This is a genomic window from Rhodopirellula sp. UH5 (assembly GCF_056839225.1).
This window is the reverse complement of sequence record NZ_CM166390.1, coordinates 1,733,314-1,750,395: the sequence shown is the minus strand read 5'-3', so window position 1 is coordinate 1,750,395 and position 17,082 is coordinate 1,733,314. Positions and strand designations below refer to the sequence as shown.

The 17,082-nt window shown below is 56.4% G+C and carries 15 protein-coding genes; 5 read left to right on the top strand and 10 right to left on the bottom strand.

Features of this window, described 5'->3' with window-relative positions; translation table 11 throughout:
- Window positions 1-21: 21 nt before the first annotated feature.
- Complete coding sequence (locus tag UH5x_RS06470; RefSeq protein ID WP_482635139.1) at window positions 22-1,071, top strand: dihydroorotate dehydrogenase-like protein; 1,050 nt, start codon at window positions 22-24, stop codon at window positions 1,069-1,071.
- A 44-nt stretch (window positions 1,072-1,115) separates the two neighbouring features.
- Here the strand turns inward: UH5x_RS06470 and UH5x_RS06465 are convergent, their stop codons facing one another.
- A complete protein-coding gene (locus UH5x_RS06465; RefSeq protein WP_047814385.1) occupies window positions 1,116-2,168 on the bottom strand; it encodes a class I fructose-bisphosphate aldolase in 1,053 nt (350 codons plus the stop codon).
- A gap of 622 nt (window positions 2,169-2,790) precedes the next feature.
- Between UH5x_RS06465 and UH5x_RS06460 the strand changes: the two genes are divergently transcribed.
- Complete coding sequence (locus UH5x_RS06460; RefSeq protein ID WP_047814356.1) at window positions 2,791-3,222, top strand: hypothetical protein; 432 nt, start codon at window positions 2,791-2,793, stop codon at window positions 3,220-3,222.
- A gap of 102 nt (window positions 3,223-3,324) precedes the next feature.
- Here UH5x_RS06460 and UH5x_RS06455 read toward each other — a convergent pair whose 3' ends face one another.
- The 7 genes from UH5x_RS06455 to UH5x_RS06425 all read right to left on the bottom strand — a co-directional run bounded on the left by UH5x_RS06455 (window position 3,325) and on the right by UH5x_RS06425 (window position 10,618).
- Window positions 3,325-3,819 (bottom strand): hypothetical protein, encoded by a 495-nt coding sequence (locus UH5x_RS06455; protein ID WP_482635138.1) that lies wholly within the window; start codon window positions 3,817-3,819, stop codon window positions 3,325-3,327.
- A gap of 31 nt (window positions 3,820-3,850) precedes the next feature.
- Complete coding sequence (locus UH5x_RS06450; protein ID WP_482635137.1) at window positions 3,851-4,729, bottom strand: hypothetical protein; 879 nt, start codon at window positions 4,727-4,729, stop codon at window positions 3,851-3,853.
- Window positions 4,730-4,907: 178 nt separating this feature from the next.
- The gene (gad, locus tag UH5x_RS06445) at window positions 4,908-6,305 is read right to left on the bottom strand and encodes a glutamate decarboxylase (protein WP_482635136.1); all 1,398 of its coding nucleotides are present in this window, start codon (window positions 6,303-6,305) and stop codon (window positions 4,908-4,910) included.
- Window positions 6,306-6,685: 380 nt separating this feature from the next.
- Entirely contained in the window at window positions 6,686-6,994 is a 309-nt protein-coding gene (locus UH5x_RS06440; RefSeq protein WP_482635135.1) for a hypothetical protein, read from the bottom strand.
- Between the two features lie 516 nt (window positions 6,995-7,510).
- Complete coding sequence (locus UH5x_RS06435; protein WP_482635134.1) at window positions 7,511-8,602, bottom strand: SecDF P1 head subdomain-containing protein; 1,092 nt, start codon at window positions 8,600-8,602, stop codon at window positions 7,511-7,513.
- Between the two features lie 78 nt (window positions 8,603-8,680).
- Window positions 8,681-9,409 carry an NYN domain-containing protein gene (locus tag UH5x_RS06430; protein ID WP_482635133.1) on the bottom strand — a complete coding sequence of 243 codons (729 nt, stop codon included), beginning with the start codon at window positions 9,407-9,409 and terminating at the stop codon, window positions 8,681-8,683.
- A gap of 783 nt (window positions 9,410-10,192) precedes the next feature.
- Window positions 10,193-10,618 (bottom strand): DoxX family protein, encoded by a 426-nt coding sequence (locus UH5x_RS06425; RefSeq protein ID WP_482635132.1) that lies wholly within the window; start codon window positions 10,616-10,618, stop codon window positions 10,193-10,195.
- A gap of 273 nt (window positions 10,619-10,891) precedes the next feature.
- On the opposite strand from UH5x_RS06425, the gene UH5x_RS06420 reads away from it, so the two are divergent.
- The 3 genes from UH5x_RS06420 (at window position 10,892) to UH5x_RS06410 (ending at window position 15,480) form a co-directional block, all read left to right on the top strand.
- Window positions 10,892-11,899 carry a 3-keto-disaccharide hydrolase gene (locus UH5x_RS06420; protein WP_482635131.1) on the top strand — a complete coding sequence of 336 codons (1,008 nt, stop codon included), beginning with the start codon at window positions 10,892-10,894 and terminating at the stop codon, window positions 11,897-11,899.
- 113 nt (window positions 11,900-12,012) lie between these two features.
- Complete coding sequence (locus tag UH5x_RS06415) at window positions 12,013-12,981, top strand: alpha/beta hydrolase (protein ID WP_482635130.1); 969 nt, start codon at window positions 12,013-12,015, stop codon at window positions 12,979-12,981.
- A 156-nt stretch (window positions 12,982-13,137) separates the two neighbouring features.
- The gene (locus UH5x_RS06410; RefSeq protein ID WP_482635129.1) at window positions 13,138-15,480 is read left to right on the top strand and encodes a glycosyl hydrolase family 95 catalytic domain-containing protein; all 2,343 of its coding nucleotides are present in this window, start codon (window positions 13,138-13,140) and stop codon (window positions 15,478-15,480) included.
- A 72-nt stretch (window positions 15,481-15,552) separates the two neighbouring features.
- Here the strand turns inward: UH5x_RS06410 and UH5x_RS06405 are convergent, their stop codons facing one another.
- Both UH5x_RS06405 and UH5x_RS06400 read right to left on the bottom strand, forming a co-directional pair.
- The gene (locus tag UH5x_RS06405; protein WP_047814345.1) at window positions 15,553-15,735 is read right to left on the bottom strand and encodes a hypothetical protein; all 183 of its coding nucleotides are present in this window, start codon (window positions 15,733-15,735) and stop codon (window positions 15,553-15,555) included.
- A 4-nt stretch (window positions 15,736-15,739) separates the two neighbouring features.
- Window positions 15,740-16,975: a DUF1559 domain-containing protein gene (locus tag UH5x_RS06400; RefSeq protein WP_047814344.1), complete on the bottom strand. Its 1,236-nt coding sequence runs from the start codon at window positions 16,973-16,975 to the stop codon at window positions 15,740-15,742.
- Window positions 16,976-17,082: the final 107 nt, after the last annotated feature.

The window sequence follows — 17,082 nt, the reverse complement described above, 5'->3', positions numbered from 1 at the left end:
TCTCTCAAAGGATTTGAAGCAATGACTTTTCATCTCAACACCCATTTTGGCGGTCTGGCGTTGGCTTCCCCTGTGATCGTCGGTGCCTCTCCGATGTCCATGAATGAACACACGCGTTTGGCCATGCAACAGGCCGGGGCTGGGGCGATCGTGTTGCCGTCATTGTTTGAAGAACAAGTGATCGATTGGAGCTGGAACGCGGGACGCAAGATCACGGCTCGAGAACGAAGCCTGCTGGACCGCTCTGATCGCACCCAACACAACTGGGTGTGCCCCGACGCCGATTCCTACTTGGCACTCGTCAATCGAGCCAGTTCTCTGCAAGACATCCCCATCATCGCGAGCCTGAACGGGTTCACTGCCGGTGGTTGGATGGACTTCGCAGGTGAATTGCAGGAAGCCGGTGCCGCCGCGATTGAGCTGAACGTCCACCATTCCCGCCCCAGCGACTTCACCAGTTCAGCCGAAATTGAAGCGACCATTCTCGAAGCCATTCGAGAGGTCGACGCATCGATCACCATCCCGCTGTTTGTCAAACTCGGCCGAAATTTCACCAGCTTGCCGCACCTCGCCCGTCAATTGCTGTCGGGTGCACAAGGGATGGTGCTTCACGGACGAGCCCCCAAAACGGACATTTGTCTGGACACACTGAAGCTGGCCAGTCGCTGGCGACTCACCCATGAAAGCGACGAAATGGAATCGCTTGATACGCTGATGCAGGTCCACAGCTTTTGCCCGGCGATGCCGTTGGCGGCCAACGGCGGGATTGGCCATGCCGATCATCTGATCAAGGTGCTGCTGGCGGGAGCGGACGTGGCGATGGTGACGTCGGCGATCTATCGGGAAGGCCCCGATGTGATCCGGTTCATGCTCGACGGACTGACGGAATTCATGGAACGACATCAAATGCAATCGATGAGAGAGTTGCAAACACGCCGCCCGCTCGAATTCACCAACGACGAAGACAGAACCGCCTACATCGCGGCATTGACAGCGCACCTGCACAGCAGCGACGCGCATCTCCCGCCCCCCAACCTGCATGCGGACCGCTGGGGCCATCCGGCAACATAATTCCGAGGGCAGCCAATGCACAACGGTCTGCTTGGCCACTGCGATCAAGCGATCGAGATCGCCTTGTCGAGGTAGACATCCTGAATCCGATGAAGCAGTTCGACTCCTTCCAGCATCGGACGCTGGAATGCTTTCCGACCGGAGATCAAACCGGTTCCCCCAGCTCGCTTGTTGACCACCGCTGTTTTCACAGCTTCGGCGAGATCGGATGCGCCCGAGGACGCTCCGCCGGAGTTGATCAATCCCGCACGGCCCATGTAGCAATTGGCCACTTGGTAGCGACACAGATCGATCGGATGATCGGTGGTCAATTCGTCGTAGACCAAGGGGGACGTTTTGCCAAATTGGATCGCATTGAAACCACCGTTGTTGGTTGGCAGCTTCTGCTTGATGATGTCGGCTTGCAGCGTGACGCCCAAATGATTGGCTTGCCCGGTCAGATCCGCGGAAGTGTGGTAGTCCTGGTCCGTTTTGAAGGCTGGGTTGCGAAGGTAGCACCACAAAACAGTCGCCATCCCCAATTCGTGCGCGTGCTCGAACGCCTCCGCCACCTCAACCAGTTGGCGACGCGATTCTGGAGAACCGAAGTAAATCGTCGCTCCGACCGCGCCGGCCCCCATGTCAAATGCCCGTTCAACACTGCCAAACATCACCTGATCATAGGAATTGGGATAGCTGAGAAGTTCATTGTGATTGATCTTCACGACAAACGGAATTCGATGCGCGTACTTGCGTGACACAGCCCCCAGGACTCCCAAGGTGGACGCGACCGCATTGCAGCCTCCCTCGATCGCCAAACGCACAATGTTCTCTGGATCAAAGTAGTCCGGGTTCGGTGCGAACGATGCCCCAGCGGAGTGCTCAATGCCTTGATCGACTGGAAGAATCGACACATACCCCGTCCCGCCCAGTCGGCCATGGCCAAAGAGACGTGCCAGTTGATTGATGACCCGTTGGTTCCGATCGGTTCCGCACACCACTCGTTCTAAGAAATCAGGTCCCGGAAGATGCAGCCGACTTTGGTCGATCGTTTCACACCGGTGCTCAAGCAAATGGGGGCCATCGGGGCCAAGCAATTCTGTCGTGGATTGGGGCATGTTCTTCTCGGATTCGAATCTCGCGGCAAAGTGCAGGCGCCTTTTCACGTCATCCGTGCAGGGCAAACGTTGCTCTCCAGGTGCGAACGACGACCGTCACCGACCACTCGATTCCTGGGAAAGGAATGAGACGACTCTCTTCCTTGCAATTCTTGATCCACTTGCGAAATGCGCCGAGTTGCCCCTGCGGACGTGCATCGCCGCACAATGCCCGGATTCGAATGGCTCACGAGGACGCCCATGCACTCTTTCGCCCTACCAATGCCTTGGTTTAAAAGATTGGGGACACCAAGGTCCAGCACTGACGATGCCAAGCAGGTCGGCAGGAGTGATCAAGCACAACCATGTGAGCCGTTTGGGCGTTAGCCCCGGTTGTGCGTGAAAACCGTGGCTAACGCCAGCGGCTCACATACCCGATGACACCTGCGTCCCTGCCTACCGAGTGCCAGTTTCCATGTGCTCATTTGCACGTTGTGATCGACGACGCACCGATTTGGGCTTCCCCCACAAAATGCAGCACCGGCATAGGCTTTGCCCCTGTGGTTGTCCCGTCACACTTGCTGCGTCATTTCATCTCTCCGGCGTTCCACGCCTCCCCCCTTTCAACAACGGAACCAAGTCCATGCGTCTGCTCGTCATGCTCGCTTTCACCGCGCTCTGGATCACCACCGGATTGGCCCAATCGCCCAGCACCGAACCGGAAACCAAGGCTGCATCCGACGAAACGGTTCCGAAGGAAACCAGTGAACGTTCCCTCGACTTTTGGATGCAGAAAAAGCTGGACTACTCCACCGGAATTCTGCGTGGGCTGTCGATGGGCGACTTCGACCAGATCGAAGCCAATGCGAACCACATGCGTTTGCTGAACAAGGTCGAAGGCTTCGCTCGCAGTCGCAATCCCGACTACCGCAATCATGTCCGAACGTTTGAGCGAGTCACCAACGAGGTGATTCATCAAGCCAAGAAGAAAAACATTGACGGAGTCACGCTGGCATTCCACCAATTGACCACCAGCTGCGTGCGCTGCCATCAATCCCTTCGCGAAGCGGAATGATCCGGAGACGCGTGTCGAGTGCTTTCACCCGGGAAGCACTTTCACACATCGACGTTCCCCGGCAGGTCGTGCCGGTTTGGTTGGCGAACGCGTCTTTGTTTGTCAGACCTGCTTGAACCGCCAGGCACTTTTCGGCAAATCGATGTCCGGGTTGGCTTTCGCCAACGCAGCATAAAGTTTCGCTCGATTGTAGTGATGGTTTTGCGTGATCCGTATCTGCTCGCCAGACTTCATGTGCATCCTGATCGAGCTGAAGTTGGAATTTTTCTGATGAGTCTGCTTGATCTGAACGATCTCACTCACCGGCACAGAAAACGACCCATTTGCTGACAGAGGATCGACCACTTCAAAGCGGTCCGCATTCACGGCCATCCGAAACGTTCCGTTGCGGATCCAAAAGAAAAGGGCGGCGAACAGCAGACCGAGCTCCACCAATGGCACAACGATTTTCACCCAGTCGAACAACTGGTCCTTCGCCTCGGAGGGTTCGATGAACTGGTGAGCCGCCCAAGCCATCACCAGCAGCACCCCCATGTTGATCATCAGAGTTCTGGCGGTTTGCCGGTGCTTTCTCTGGTAAAGATAAAGTTCTCTCATGTTCGCATCGGGCGGAGAAGGGAATGAAGACTCAAACAAGCTCAGTCGCGGTTTCTTGGGGTTCTTTGGCTGAATCTGGCGACTCAAACAAGGTCAACAACGCGCCGATCAGAAAACAAACCGCGCCCTGCAACGTCCACGCAGTTGAAACTGTGATCGCACGCTCGCTCAGACCACTTGGAAGCACGAAGGCGAAGCAGGCAGAGATCATGAACCCAACGCAGCCTAACAAATTGATCCAAACGATCCACCACGTCAGGCTACGCGGCTGAAACGCCCAGTGGGCGTGACAGGTTTCGATAAAAGCCAGGTAGCCCGATGCCAAGAATAAAACAGACCCCACCCAGTCAGGCGCCCACACGACCAAGTCTTGCTGCAACCAGTTCAGCGACGGGGACATCGCGTCCAACGTGTTGAAGTTGAACAACACGGTCCCGACAAATTGCAAGGCACAGCTCAACCAGCCGATGTCCCGCGGGTACCAGCCGAACCCGATCAGTCGATCCCGTCCAAGCGGGTCCAGGCGGGCACTGGCGCTGGCGGCCTGAAACAACTGCAACCCTGCTGCTGTAGTGAATGGAATCGAACCGGCGAAGTAAATCGCGTTGAGATGCTCTCCCACGACGGAGCCTTCCACCATCAATGGGAATAAGCTGCCACAACTGGCGACCACAAAGCACGCTGCCCCGATTGCAAAGACCGTCCCAATCCAAGCGTTCAAATGTTCCGCAGAGAAGATCCCTGCGACACGTGAAAACGCACGCGGAACCGTTCCCTTGCGATGCTGCCGAGAATTCCAAACCTGCCGTGTTCCTTCGATCAGACGAACACGTCGCGACACAAACGGCCATGCCCCCGAGGCTTCGACCGCCGACTGCGGTTCCACCGGATTGTCGTTGGTCAAGGGCATGGGGTCTCCATTGGATTCGTTACAGAACGCAGCACAGTTCGAATGCCGACCGAAGCCGGTCGGCAGGAGTCTTTCAGCATTTGGGATTTTTTTGGGTAGCGTCGTTGCTCCCAAGTACAACCGGGGCTAACGCCCAAACGGCTGACTTCGTTGCACGCGATCTTTCCTGCCGACCTGCTTAGTGGGAGAATCCCGAGGCTTCGGCGGCTGTCATCGTGGTATGAACCGGATGCTTTTCGAAGTGCTCGATGACGCGTTTCATGTCTTCGACCAAGATCGAACTCAGGTCACGACTGACACCGTGCCGAACCAGAATTCGCTGGATCACCAAGTCTTCTTGGTTGGCTGGGAGCGCGTAGGCGGGAACCTGCCAGCCTCTCGTTCGCAACCGGTCTGCAAAATCGTACAGCGTGAACCCTGGATCTTCTCCCGCTTTCATCTTCCAGCACATCGCTGGAATTCCGGAAGCCATGTCCCCATCGTAGATGACCTCGAACGGCCCGAGTTTCGCGATTTCTTCGGCCAGGTACTTCGCCGTGTCATAGCAAGCAGTGTGAGTGCGTCGATAACCTTCTCGCCCGAGTCGCAGGAAGTTGTAGTATTGGCAAACGACTTGACCGCCCGGCCGGGAGAAATTGAGCGCGATGTCTCGCATGTTGCCGCCCAAGTAGTTCACCCAAAAGATTTCCTCTTCTGGCAAATCTGATTCTTCTCGCCAGATCACCCATCCCACTCCCAGCGGCGACAAACCGAATTTGTGTCCCGAGGTGTTGATTGACTTCACTCGCGGGAGTCGAAAATCCCAGACCAAATCCGGAGCGCAGAAGGGGGCCAAGAATCCGCCACTGGCTCCATCGACGTGCATGCGAATGTCGATGCCCGTTTCTTCTTCGAATCGATCCAGTGCCTCTGCCACTGCTTGGACAGGTTCGTACTGGCATGTGAACGTCACCCCCAGAGTCGGCACCACACCGATGGTGTTCTCATCGCAGCGTTGGATGACTTCTTCCGGCGTCATGATCAGACGCCCCTCCTCCATCGGGATTTCGCGCAGTTCGATGTCCCAGTAGCGAGCGAATTTGTGCCAGCAGACTTGGACGGGACCGGTCACCAGATTAGGGCGATCGATCGGCTTGCCCGCCTCCTTGCGACGTTTTTCCCAGGCTCGCTTCATTGCCATTCCGCCCAGCATCGCGGCTTCACTGGAACCCGTCGTGGAGCATCCGATCGTGTTCGCTGACTCAGGGGAATTCCACAAATCCGCCAGCATGTGGACGCAGCGAGCTTCGATCTCGGCTGTCTGAGGGTACTCGTCCTTGTCGACCATGTTTTTGTCCATGCAGTCGTCCATCAACTGCCGCACTTCAGGTTCTGCAAAGGTCTGGCAGAACGTTGCCAAGTTCTGACGGGAGTTCCCGTCGAGCATCAACTCGTCATGAACGGCAGAGTAGATGTGCTGCGCCGCCTGCTCTTGCTGCGGGAATTTGAACTTGGGCATCGTCGTGGACAGATCCGACGAGGCATAGATTTCGTCGTCGATGAATTCGCGAATGTCATCTTTGCTGTGCAGAGGCATGGTGCTTCCCTTCGGGTTGGCCGGAAAGCACGCGGCGAGGTGGCGTGGCGATACGGCGGAGCTTGCGGTCACGTGTCGTGAGCGGAGGTTATAGCGGACCACCGCATATCGCGTGGAGCCGACCTCGGCAAGTGGATGCCTGGTCCGAGTGCGTTGCACTGCCAAGAGAAGCACCGCCAAGAAGCACGCCCGGGAGCCCGGCAAGACGCCCGGCAATCACCTGCCCAAAGAAGGGTCATGCAAAAAAGAAAACTGCCAACACTCATTGCCCCTTTGAGTGTTGGCAGCGATGGTTTGCGACCAGCAAAGCGAATGATCGCCCGCCGGAATACAAACCATGATTCACTGGCGTGAAGTTGGAAACAAGGTGAACATCTGCATCAGGTTTCAGAAGGTTGAGTTTTTCCGTTTGCCAAGGCGTTCTTGATCACACCTACAATGGCCAGTAGCGCGCCACCCCCGACGCCTCCCGATGCCACGCTTCCGAGAATGGCCGATAAATCCATCGCTCCACTCGGTCCTGCTGTCATCCCGAGCATGCCGAGCAGTTGACCACCAAGTCCGCCGCCGATGATTCCGGCAATTGAATTCCCAAGGATTCCAAGATCGAGCTTCTTGACCAGTTTCGCGGCTGCATTGCCACCGCCTGCACCGGTGATGAATTGGATAAGAAGAGGAAGGTATTCCATGGGATGGGCTCAATCAGAAGAAGAGAAGAACGTCGAGACAATCAAAGACGCGTTCCTCCGCAACCGAACCCGCAGTTCCCGCTCGATATGCGCCCCAGTGAGATCAAACACCGTCGATCATGAATTGGGGATGTGAGCTGGTCGGCAGGAGTCTTTCGGCATTTGACCTGCAATGGCAAACGCTAGTGTTCCCGCGTACAACCGGGGCGAATGCTGGGCTGCGAAATGTTTGGGGTTGCCGATCTGATCGCGGATGCAATTTTTCTTCCGGCTTCTGACTTACTCCATCCCGGTAGGGATATCAGATGGTAGCCGGGGGTTGCTGCGTAAGCAGGTACGCAGGTGTCATCGGGTATGTGAGCCGCTGGCGTTAGCCACGGTTTTCACGCACAACCGGGGCGAACGCCCAAACGGCTCACATGGTTGTACCCGAAGATTCCTGCCCACCTGCAAAGGACCTTTTCGTTGGGAGACGTCCTGGCCAATGGAGACCGGTTCGTGCGATCCGCCGATGTGTCACTGCATGAACGAGTCCAGCAACGAGTAGGACATGGTTGTCTGCGATTCCGCGACTGGTGTCGGATTCAATTTCGCTGGCAACTGCCCCGCTTTGAGAAGCTGGACAATGAAATCAACCTCTTCCTGAGTGAAATTGCTGGTGATTCGTGCCTCTTGCCGGATTGGCTCCAAGATACTTGGAGCTGTCAGCAATCGGTCATCCAAGATGATCCCGAGTTGTGTGGCTACATTCCCCAACGGTGCATTGTCGATGCACATCGCAAACATATTGCGACCGCCTGCTTCGGTGAACTGAATCGCAACAGCGGGCGAACCGTTGTGGTCAAAGGTGGAAGACGCAAACGCGATGTCCTGACCGCCCAGCGATTGTGGCTTGTCCACGACTGCCAGTACATCGATGGAAGCGATGTGCTGGTCATGTAACCAGCGAGCGACCTTCATTGGGCTGTCGTTGCCCAGCAGTTCCTCGGGCAGAGGGATGACTTCTCCTGTTTGAGAATTTCGAACGACGGGCGATGTCAAAACGATATTTAGTGGAGCGATTGGATCGGCCACTCCCGAGTTGGCATCCACACCAACCGTCGCCCATCTCGCGGCCAGATCGCCGTTTGGGGCGTGCACGTCCCGCTGGGGTGTTGGAGCATTGGTGGTTTGCTGGACAAGTTCAAAGACTGACGCGTGCCGAGTTGGATTGGCGATCGGAAGGAATCGCAGCACGCCCGCGGACATCAGCAAGTCCTTCGCAATCTTGATTTGGGTTGGATCTCGGGTCGGCAAAATGATCTCGATTTGCTCATCATCAACGGCATTGACCTCCAGTCCGATGCCAAACAACTCGCCCATGCGACGTCGCAGCGGGACTTCCATTTGTTCGCTCGTGACAAACTCGGGCTGTGAGTCGGAACGCTGGATCGAGTACACCAGTTGGGTCGCTGGCACTGTACGCTCCAGCGTCAACAGGGACGCGACGCCAGCCACCAACGCAACCAAGAGCAACACCGCCACCCCGATCAAAATCCCCAGCAGCCAGCGGGCAGATCCGTCGTTGGATTCCAGTTGTTCCTGGGTAGCCCTGCTGTATTGATTCATGGGGTGGTCGATCAGAGATGGATTGCACAAGGGAATGAGTGAGGTGACGCGGCGACTGCACGGTCCCTCCACCGAGAATCATCTTTTCAGCCGGACGCGAACGGAAGCCTGTCCGATTTGTTTGCTCTTTTTGACTTCGAACAGATCGATTGCTTCAAACATGTCACTGAGTTTCTTAAATCCGTAGGTGCGATGGTTGAAAGGACCTTGGTTCGAGATATGAGCTCCGACCGGACCGAGTGCCGCCCATCCGTCGTCATCGGCGGCTTCCTTCACTGCAATTCGAAGCGTGTTGATGAGCTTGGTGTTCTGTTTCAACGACGAAACCGAGCTTTCCCTCCTCTCATTCTGCGGTGTTTTCCCATTGTCATCTTCATCCAAGTAGATGAAATGGCTACACGCCTGGACGAAAGGTTCCGGCGAGTTCTGCCGCCCGAATCCGATGACCTGCTTTCCATCTTCTCGCAAGCGGCGGACGAGCGGCGTGAAGTCACAGTCTGACGAGACCAAACCAAATGTCTGGACCTGTTTGGTGTACAGGATGTCCATCGCATCGATCAGCAACGTCATGTCGGTTGCGTTCTTGCCCTTGATCAGATCAAAGCACTGCGTCGGTGCAATCGCGTATTCATGCAGCACCTTGACCCAACCTTCCAACCCTCGCTTGGTCCAATTCCCGTAGGCCTTTCGAATGTTGACCACGCCGTAGGTGGCAAGTTCTGAAATGACGAAGTCGATTTTTGCGGCGGGCGCGTTGTCAGCATCAATCAGCAGAGCGATGCTGTCGTGGGGGCTTGGTTCAGGCATGAATGTCGATGGCTCCGGTGGAATGGTGGCGCAGGCAGTGACGCACCATGAGAATGGTGCGTCCAATCAAAGGAACGAGAGCCTTCGCGGTGGATCCCGCGAAGGAAGAGAAAGCATGGTGCAATCAGGAGGAAGAAGCCAGTTGACGAACCACGCCAATGCATTTTCACTTCGACACACGTCCATTGTAACGAGACGGATCGCAGCCAGGCATCCCAAGCCATTCAGACGCCGCCAACCAAGGCAACGGGCAGCAAACGAAACGAACAGAGGAGCGTGCGATCAGCGACAATCAGGGCTCTCCAATCTGCGTCGATGGAACAATCATCGTCGGCATCGACTCGCCAAGTAGGCCGGATCAAGGAACGAGGTGACGCCGATCCGGCATCCCCCTGTCAACTGCCGGAACAGCGTTTCGCTTGGTCCGGCCGACAGGGCAACATGGGTTCGACGCCGATCAAGCCTGCCCCCTTGGTTCTTCCATGAGGTGGATGGGGAAACACAGGCTGGAAGCCAAGCCCACGGCAGCCAACCGCCAGCGGGACCTTCGGTTGCCTGGGACGGGTCGTGCGTCGGCACTGGGTTAGGCTGGGCTGTCAAAAGGTTGGTATTGACACCGCTTTGGACTGCGCAGGTTTTGTTCCTCGACTTCGCCCCAACGGGGCAGCCCTATGCCAGCCCAGGGCAACGCCCTGGGTTGTGGCGGGACCATTGGGGCGTAGGACTGAATAAAAATCAACGTCGCATTTTCCGTGTCAATACCAACCTTTTGACAGCCCAGCGTTAGGCCTCTTCGCTCCCACGCTTCCCAAACAGCTTTTGATCCAGCGAGATTTCGCCGGGGCCTGTGATGAAGATCACGGCGTAGGTTGCGAGGTAGACCGCGGCCAGTTCTTTGACCTTCCACGGATCACTGCCGTGAACCAAGAACAAGGCGACGAACATTGTGAACGCGAGGCCTAGAACCGCGACGCGTGTTCCCAGGCCGAGGATCAAGAGGATGGAGCAACCGACTTCGGTGGCGATGGCGCACAGGAGGCTCAGTTGATGTCCCATGCCGAGCGGGTCGGGGAATCCTTCCGAGATCGTTGAAAAGCCCATGACCTTTTGCAGGCCGTGAACCATCATGAAGCAACCAAACGCAACGCGGAGGGCGAGCAAACCAAATGACACTTGTTGGGAGGTGCCGAGTAGCAATCGTTGTTTCATTGTCTTTTTTGGGGACCGGGAAAGGTGTTTCATCGATGAACAATTGCATTTGAAATCGCCCTTCCACGCGTATTTCCGCCACGTGTTTCTGGTTCGGGTCGAGGCGAACTGGTTCGGACTTCGTCCTCGCGGCGCTCCTTGGGAGCCTGGGGTAAGTTTGGCAGTGCCGGCATCCGGTTTGGCTTATCATTGCGTTCGCTTTGGTGGGATGTTTGGCGGTGAGTCGGGTTTCCCTCTTTCTCCTTTTCCTCTCGTTTACTCTGCAAGACCGTGATGAAGCTTCTTTCTGGTGCTCGTTTGACCGGCATGGTCGCGTTCTTTGGCCTCGCAACACTCCTCGTGGGGACGGTTCATGGCGAATCCGTTCCATCGGCGTTGCTTGGTGATTGGTCGCTGGACCTGTCCACAGCCGAACCGGCTTGGATGAGAGTGGAAGAGCAGGCTGGCAAGCCGGTTGTGTCATTGCGGATTTATGTTGGCTCGGCCGCGCCTTACCGCGATGTCGAAGTGATCGACGGACGCGTTCAATTTGAGATGGTCAAGAAGTCGAAAGGCAAACGCGTGAGCACGACCCGTGTGAGCATCGGGTTGGTGAACGGTGAGTTGGATGGTGCGATGGTGAGAACACGTGCCAATCGGCAACCAGAACATGTGACGTTCACGGGGACGAAGATCTCTGCCATGCCTGCGGAGCGTCCGGATCTTTCCAAGGTTCGGTTTGGGCAACCGATCAGCTTGTTCAATGGAAAGGACATGACTGGTTGGACCACTCATGAGCCGGACAAAAAGAATGGTTGGTCGGTGGTCGATGGTGTGCTGCAGAACAACACGCCGAAGACCGATTTCAGTGCGACCGGTGACCACGCCAATTTGAAGACAGAAGCATCATTTGAGGACTTTTGGTTGCACCTTGAATTTCTCGTTGGGTCACAACGCAACAGCGGGGTCTACTTGCGAGGCATGTACGAGGCTCAAGTGGTGGACCGTGACAGCCGGATGCAAGGGATCCAAGGTGTGGGAGCGATCTTCGGTGAGATCCCACCTTCGAAGAACGCGGGGCGAGCAGGAGGCGAGTGGCAAACGTACGACATCACGTTGGTGGACCGACACGTGACCGTGGTGCTGAACGGTGAGAAGGTCATCGACAATCAACCGATTTCTCGACCGACCGCGGGTGCGATCCACACGAACCCGGATGAGCCCGGTCCAATTTACTTGCAGGGCGACCACACCAATGTGTCGTATCGCAATCTTTACTTGGCTCCGGTGGTTCAGCCGTGAGTGATGAATCATCAACATGGAGTTGGTGGATCATCGCAGGCAATGCTTGGTTCCGGTAAAACAACGGCACTCCGTTTCCAACCACCTTCATGCCTCATCCATCAAACACAACCATGCTTTCTTTTCAAATGATCTTCCGGGTGGGTTGCTTTGCAATTTGTCTCGCTGGAATGGCGGTCGCCCAAACGCCGAAGGAGCCCGTCTCGCCGGAACCAACCGAATCCGGGATTTCTTATGGGGATCATCGCAAGCAGACGTTGATGTTTTGGAAACCGACAGTTGCCACGGACGGTCCGTCGCCGTGCGTCTTTTACATTCATGGAGGAGGTTGGCGTGGCGGATCGCAGACGGATGCGAACTTGATGGGAATGCTGCCGCAGTTGTTGGATTCGGGGGTCACTGTGATTTCCGTTCAGTACCGGTACATCCAAGACGCTTTGGCCGGACATGTCACGCCGCCGGTCAAGGCACCGATGTCGGATTGTGCTCGTGCATTGCAGTTTGCTCGTTATCATTCGAAGCGATTTGGAATTGATCCGGATCGAATGATCGCGGTGGGGGGATCCGCCGGTGCGTGCACCTCGTTGTGGTTGGCTTTGCACGACGACCTGAAGGATCCAAGCAGTGATGATCCGATTGCACGCCAGTCCACGCGTTTGATGGGTGCCGCGGTGATTCGTCCTCAAACCACGCTCGATCCCAAGCAAATGCGGGAGTGGACGCCGAACAGTTGGTATGGCGGGCATGCGTTCGGGCGGTTCGCGAAAACGGGGGACAAAAAGCCCGCTCAATTCGCAAAGTTTCTGGCGGCAAGAGAAGACGTTCTTCCATGGATCAAAGCGTACTCGCCGATCGAGCATGTTTCGTCCGATGATCCGCCGATCTACATGTACTACAGCGATGTGCCCAAGATCGGGAAGAAGCAAGGCGACCCGACGCACACCTCCAACTTTGGCATCAAGTTGCAGGAGCGATTGGAGGCAGCAGGCGTGGAGTGTGAACTGTTCCACCAGGGAGCCGACGTGCCTCATGCTTCGGTCGAATCCTATCTGCTGGATCGCTTGGCGACCCAAGAAGACTGAGATTGCAAGAACGATTTGCGGCGAACAAGCAGGCGATCGCAACTTTGTTCTATCGGCTTGCGATGAGAATGGGAGCAGAGCCAGATCGTGACTCATGGGGTGTCATGCCTTAGAGTCATGGTCTCTCGTTTATCACCTCCGTCGCAGACGTCTTCGATGATTTTATCTACTGTTCGTCGCCGTTTCTCCAAGCTCATTGCTCTGGCCCCCTGGGGGCTGGCAAGCCTCGTTTGGCTGGGGAGCGTTCCATTCGGGGTGGCTCAAACGGTCCAGGTTGAGACGAGCGAACAGGTCTCGGATTCGGGGGCGATCCCAACCTATGAACTGGCGGAAAGCATCGACTGGCCGACATTTCTCGACGCCTGTGATTTGCGTCGCGACACCATGCCACGTGCTTGGGACGAAGCGCCGTTCACTGGCAACGGGGAACAGGGCACGCTGGTTTATCAGCTCGACAACCAAACGATTCGGTTTGACGTGGGGTGCTCGGCCGCGCACGACCATCGGCCTTGGCAAGAGGACGATCTGTCTGAAAAACACGTTGAGGTGCTCAATCGTGGGCGACACTTCATCGGGCACCTGGAACTTCGGTTGCCCGCCGATATCACCAGCGGCACGACTCGGATTGAGTTGTGGAACGCTCAAGCGACCGGGACAATTCGCTCGGAGAACGGCAGCGCGACATGGACGGCCATCACCCATGCGACCGAACCCGTGATTCATTGTGAATTGCAGGCAGATGGCGAACTGACCGATGCCGAATTCGTTTACGTGGCTCGACCACCAAAGAACCCGCGAGCCGTTCGAGGCAAATCGGAACGTGCTGAGCCACATCCGGATCCGGTGATCTCAAAGACGGATGATGGGATCGAGCTGGTGGTCCAAAACCTGGTTGCGGGTGGCCAGACAGCGGTGGCCTGGACCACTCGACGTGAGGCCGGCCGGACGCGGTTGTGGTTGAGCGTTCAGCATTCTTTCCCCGATGGGAACGCATCGGAACGTGTGGTCGACGCCGTGCGGACCGCCGTTGCGGCTGATCACGAAAGCTGGATCAACCAGCACCGAACGTGGTGGCACAACTATTACCCACAAAGCTTTCTCAGCACGGGATCCGAGTTTTGGAATTCCTTTTACTGGATTCAGCAATACAAGTTGGCCTGTGCCACCCGTGACAAGGGATGGATCATCGACAACCAAGGACCATGGTTGCAACCGACCGCTTGGAATGCGACATGGTGGAACTTGAACGCCCAACTCTCACACGAGGGAGGCTACACGGCGAACCGTCGAGGCACCGTGTCAGCGCTTCGGCAAAAGTTGCATGAAAACCAAGAGCATCTGATTCAAAACGTGGCGGAGCCATATCGTCATGACTCGGCGGGATTGGGGCGGACCTCCTCCGGCTGGGATTTGGTGGGGCATGTTGGACAGCCCGGCGGACGTCCCAAGATGGATCCCAGGATTGGTGCTGAGTGTGCCAATTTATTGTGGGCGTTGCACAACGTTGATTTGGAATACCGTTATTGGTGCGACGAATCGATCCGCGATCAAACGTTGTTCCCGTTGCTGAAGCGAGCCGTCAACTATTACCGGCATTTTTTGACACGTGATGAGAACGGCATCTGGCACCTTCCCAAGACCTACAGCCCTGAGTATCGATTGGCGGAGGACTGCACCTACGACTTGGATTTCTTGCGTTGGGGCAGTCAGCGTTTGCTGGAACTTGCCGAAGAGAAAGGTTTGTCGGAAGACCAGGAACCGTTGTTGCCTGTTTGGCGTGACCTCGCGGACAACTTGGTCCAGGTGCAGACCAACGAAACCGGCCGAGCGATTGGACGCGACGTGTGGCTGACCGGAGGGCATCGTCACTGGTCGCATTTGATGGCGATCTATCCGCTGCGGACCATCACGCCTGAATCAGAAGAAGACCGAGAACTGATCGAACGCAGTCTTCAGCACTGGCGTTCGTTTGGTCGAGGCATCGCAGGGTATTCCTACACGGCGAGTTCCTGCATGGCATCGCTGCTCGGTGACGGCGACTCGGCACTGAAGTTTCTGGAACAACTCCGGCCGTACCTTCAGCCCAACACGTTTTATTCGGAGATCGGTTTGCCGGTGATGGAAACTCCGCTACACGGAGCGACTGCGATTCAAGAGATGATGCTGCAGAGTCAACATGGCCGGCTGGCGATCTTTCCTGCGGTTCCATCGGCTTGGCCCAGCGTTCAGTTCGGGCACCTGCGAGGCGAAGGCGGCTACCTGGTCAGCGGATGCATGGAAGACGGCAAGTGTCGCTGGGTCTTGATCGAATCCACACAGGGTGGAAGCGTTGACATTGCCCTGCCAGAAGGCACCTATCAGTGGTGCAAGAACGAGCTGCCAGCGAAGGAGTTCTCTGCCGACAAGCTTTCCAAGGCAAACACGATGAAGTTGGAATCGGCCAAGGGTGACCGATACCTGTTTTGGCCCGTCGGGGAACCACTTCCAGAATTGAGATGATTCTGAGATCGACGAAACAAAAGCACGCATGACGCCGGCAGCGTGCTGCCGGCGTCATGCAATGCGATGGGTCTACATCGGCGGATCTGCTGGCGGGTCCATGTCCGCGTTGGCAGCTTCCGGGTTGTTGTCCAGGTACTCCTGGATTTGGTCCGGATCAGCGGAAGGACCGGACTCTGATTCACCGCAACCGAGGGTGGTTGCGATGACCGCGAGGAAGGTCAGAGCGAAAGCGTTTTTGAGATTGAATCGCATGGGATCAAAATTCTCCTGAGATGATTTCTTTGGAACTGCGAGTGCCGAGTGCACCCCACAAACCGTAAGGGCTTTCCGCCCCGGGGACGGATTCGGGATCGTTGTGCTGGGCGTGTGCACCGACTTGTCCGCGGTTTGCGTTGCCCGCATCGATCGAGTCGGTGATGAATTTGACAGCACCGTCACCCATCAGGACATGGCATCCACCTTGGTGACGACTACCCATGGGGCAGGTCGCGATGGAAACGATGTTGGTGTTGTTGATGCACAACGGCGAGTTGGGCGTCAGGATCGTGAAGACCTGTTGGCTGACAGGACTGCCGTAGGCCCACTTCATGCCGCGAGTTTGTTCGCTGCTACCGACCTTGGGTGCGGAGCTGAGCCAAAACTGAGGGCGTTCTGGATCAATGAACTGTTCGCAAGAAGTGTTTCCGCCAATGTTGAGCAGGTTGACTGCAGCATCAACCGAATGGGTTCGTGTGTCGTTGTCACCCAGGTCAGTCACGATTTCACCAAACGCAATGGTGTTCGAGAGACCATCCAAGATGTCGCGAAAAGCACTCTTTTGTTGGTTGCGAAAGAAACCACGCTGTGAGGCGCGGACACGAGACTGGTAAGACGAGTTCGTAGTCGCAACGCCGTTGGTTCGGTTGCGATAGCCGCCCCAGGTCGTGTCGGTGGAATCACCGAGGCTGGGACCGTAGTTGGTTCGTCCCTGCCCGGGCAGTCCAACGCCGGGATCGCTGGGGCAACGAAGCATCGGAAGGCTGGTCATCCAAGGGCCATAAAAGCCGCCCGCCGCGTTGGTTGCCGAGTTAAGTGGACGTCCTGGCCAAGGTCCCATCGGTGCGTAGATGTTACCGACCCCAGTGGTGCCTTCGGTCACCTGATACGGGTTGCTGATTTGCTCCCACAAAGCTTGTTGCTCGAAGAAGGGGGCCAGACCCACCAAGCAAGAAAGATCCAAACGGTTGTTTCCCGTTGCGGCCGACCAAGCATTGGTTCCCGTGCCGTGGGTTCCGCCCTGATGTTCGGGAAGTTGCTTGTAAGCCGAATGGTAGTTGTGCATCGCCAAGCCGATTTGCTTGAAGTTGTTGCTGCAACTCATTCGACGTGCTGCCTCCCGAGCAGCTTGGACGGCGGGCAAGAGAAGCCCAACAAGAACACCAATGATGGCGATGACAACCAACAGTTCTACCAAGGTGAAACCATGGGGGATCTTCCGAGACGCAGTTCGCATCACAACTCCAATCGATTCAAGACAAGACAAGATAAGATAAGAAAACAGTGGCAGCGTAGTGATCGAGGACAAGAATGCCCCGAGAGATTGCGACGCCATGGAAGAGA

Bases quoted from the DNA above. Each gene is read 5' to 3' on its own strand.
- UH5x_RS06405 (WP_047814345.1), bottom strand. From the start codon at position 15,735: ATGCGATTCAATCTCAAAAACGCTTTCGCTCTGACCTTCCTCGCGGTC.
- UH5x_RS06450 (WP_482635137.1), bottom strand. From the start codon at position 4,729: ATGCCCTTGACCAACGACAATCCGGTGGAACCGCAGTCGGCGGTCGAA.
- UH5x_RS06425 (WP_482635132.1), bottom strand. From the start codon at position 10,618: ATGAAACAACGATTGCTACTCGGCACCTCCCAACAAGTGTCATTTGGT.
- gad (WP_482635136.1), bottom strand. From the start codon at position 6,305: ATGCCTCTGCACAGCAAAGATGACATTCGCGAATTCATCGACGACGAA.
- UH5x_RS06455 (WP_482635138.1), bottom strand. From the start codon at position 3,819: ATGAGAGAACTTTATCTTTACCAGAGAAAGCACCGGCAAACCGCCAGA.
- UH5x_RS06465 (WP_047814385.1), bottom strand. From the start codon at position 2,168: ATGCCCCAATCCACGACAGAATTGCTTGGCCCCGATGGCCCCCATTTG.
- UH5x_RS06430 (WP_482635133.1), bottom strand. From the start codon at position 9,409: ATGCCTGAACCAAGCCCCCACGACAGCATCGCTCTGCTGATTGATGCT.
- UH5x_RS06470 (WP_482635139.1), top strand. From the start codon at position 22: ATGACTTTTCATCTCAACACCCATTTTGGCGGTCTGGCGTTGGCTTCC.
- UH5x_RS06415 (WP_482635130.1), top strand. From the start codon at position 12,013: ATGCTTTCTTTTCAAATGATCTTCCGGGTGGGTTGCTTTGCAATTTGT.
- UH5x_RS06435 (WP_482635134.1), bottom strand. From the start codon at position 8,602: ATGAATCAATACAGCAGGGCTACCCAGGAACAACTGGAATCCAACGAC.
- UH5x_RS06400 (WP_047814344.1), bottom strand. From the start codon at position 16,975: ATGCGAACTGCGTCTCGGAAGATCCCCCATGGTTTCACCTTGGTAGAA.
- UH5x_RS06460 (WP_047814356.1), top strand. From the start codon at position 2,791: ATGCGTCTGCTCGTCATGCTCGCTTTCACCGCGCTCTGGATCACCACC.
- UH5x_RS06410 (WP_482635129.1), top strand. From the start codon at position 13,138: ATGATTTTATCTACTGTTCGTCGCCGTTTCTCCAAGCTCATTGCTCTG.
- UH5x_RS06440 (WP_482635135.1), bottom strand. From the start codon at position 6,994: ATGGAATACCTTCCTCTTCTTATCCAATTCATCACCGGTGCAGGCGGT.
- UH5x_RS06420 (WP_482635131.1), top strand. From the start codon at position 10,892: ATGAAGCTTCTTTCTGGTGCTCGTTTGACCGGCATGGTCGCGTTCTTT.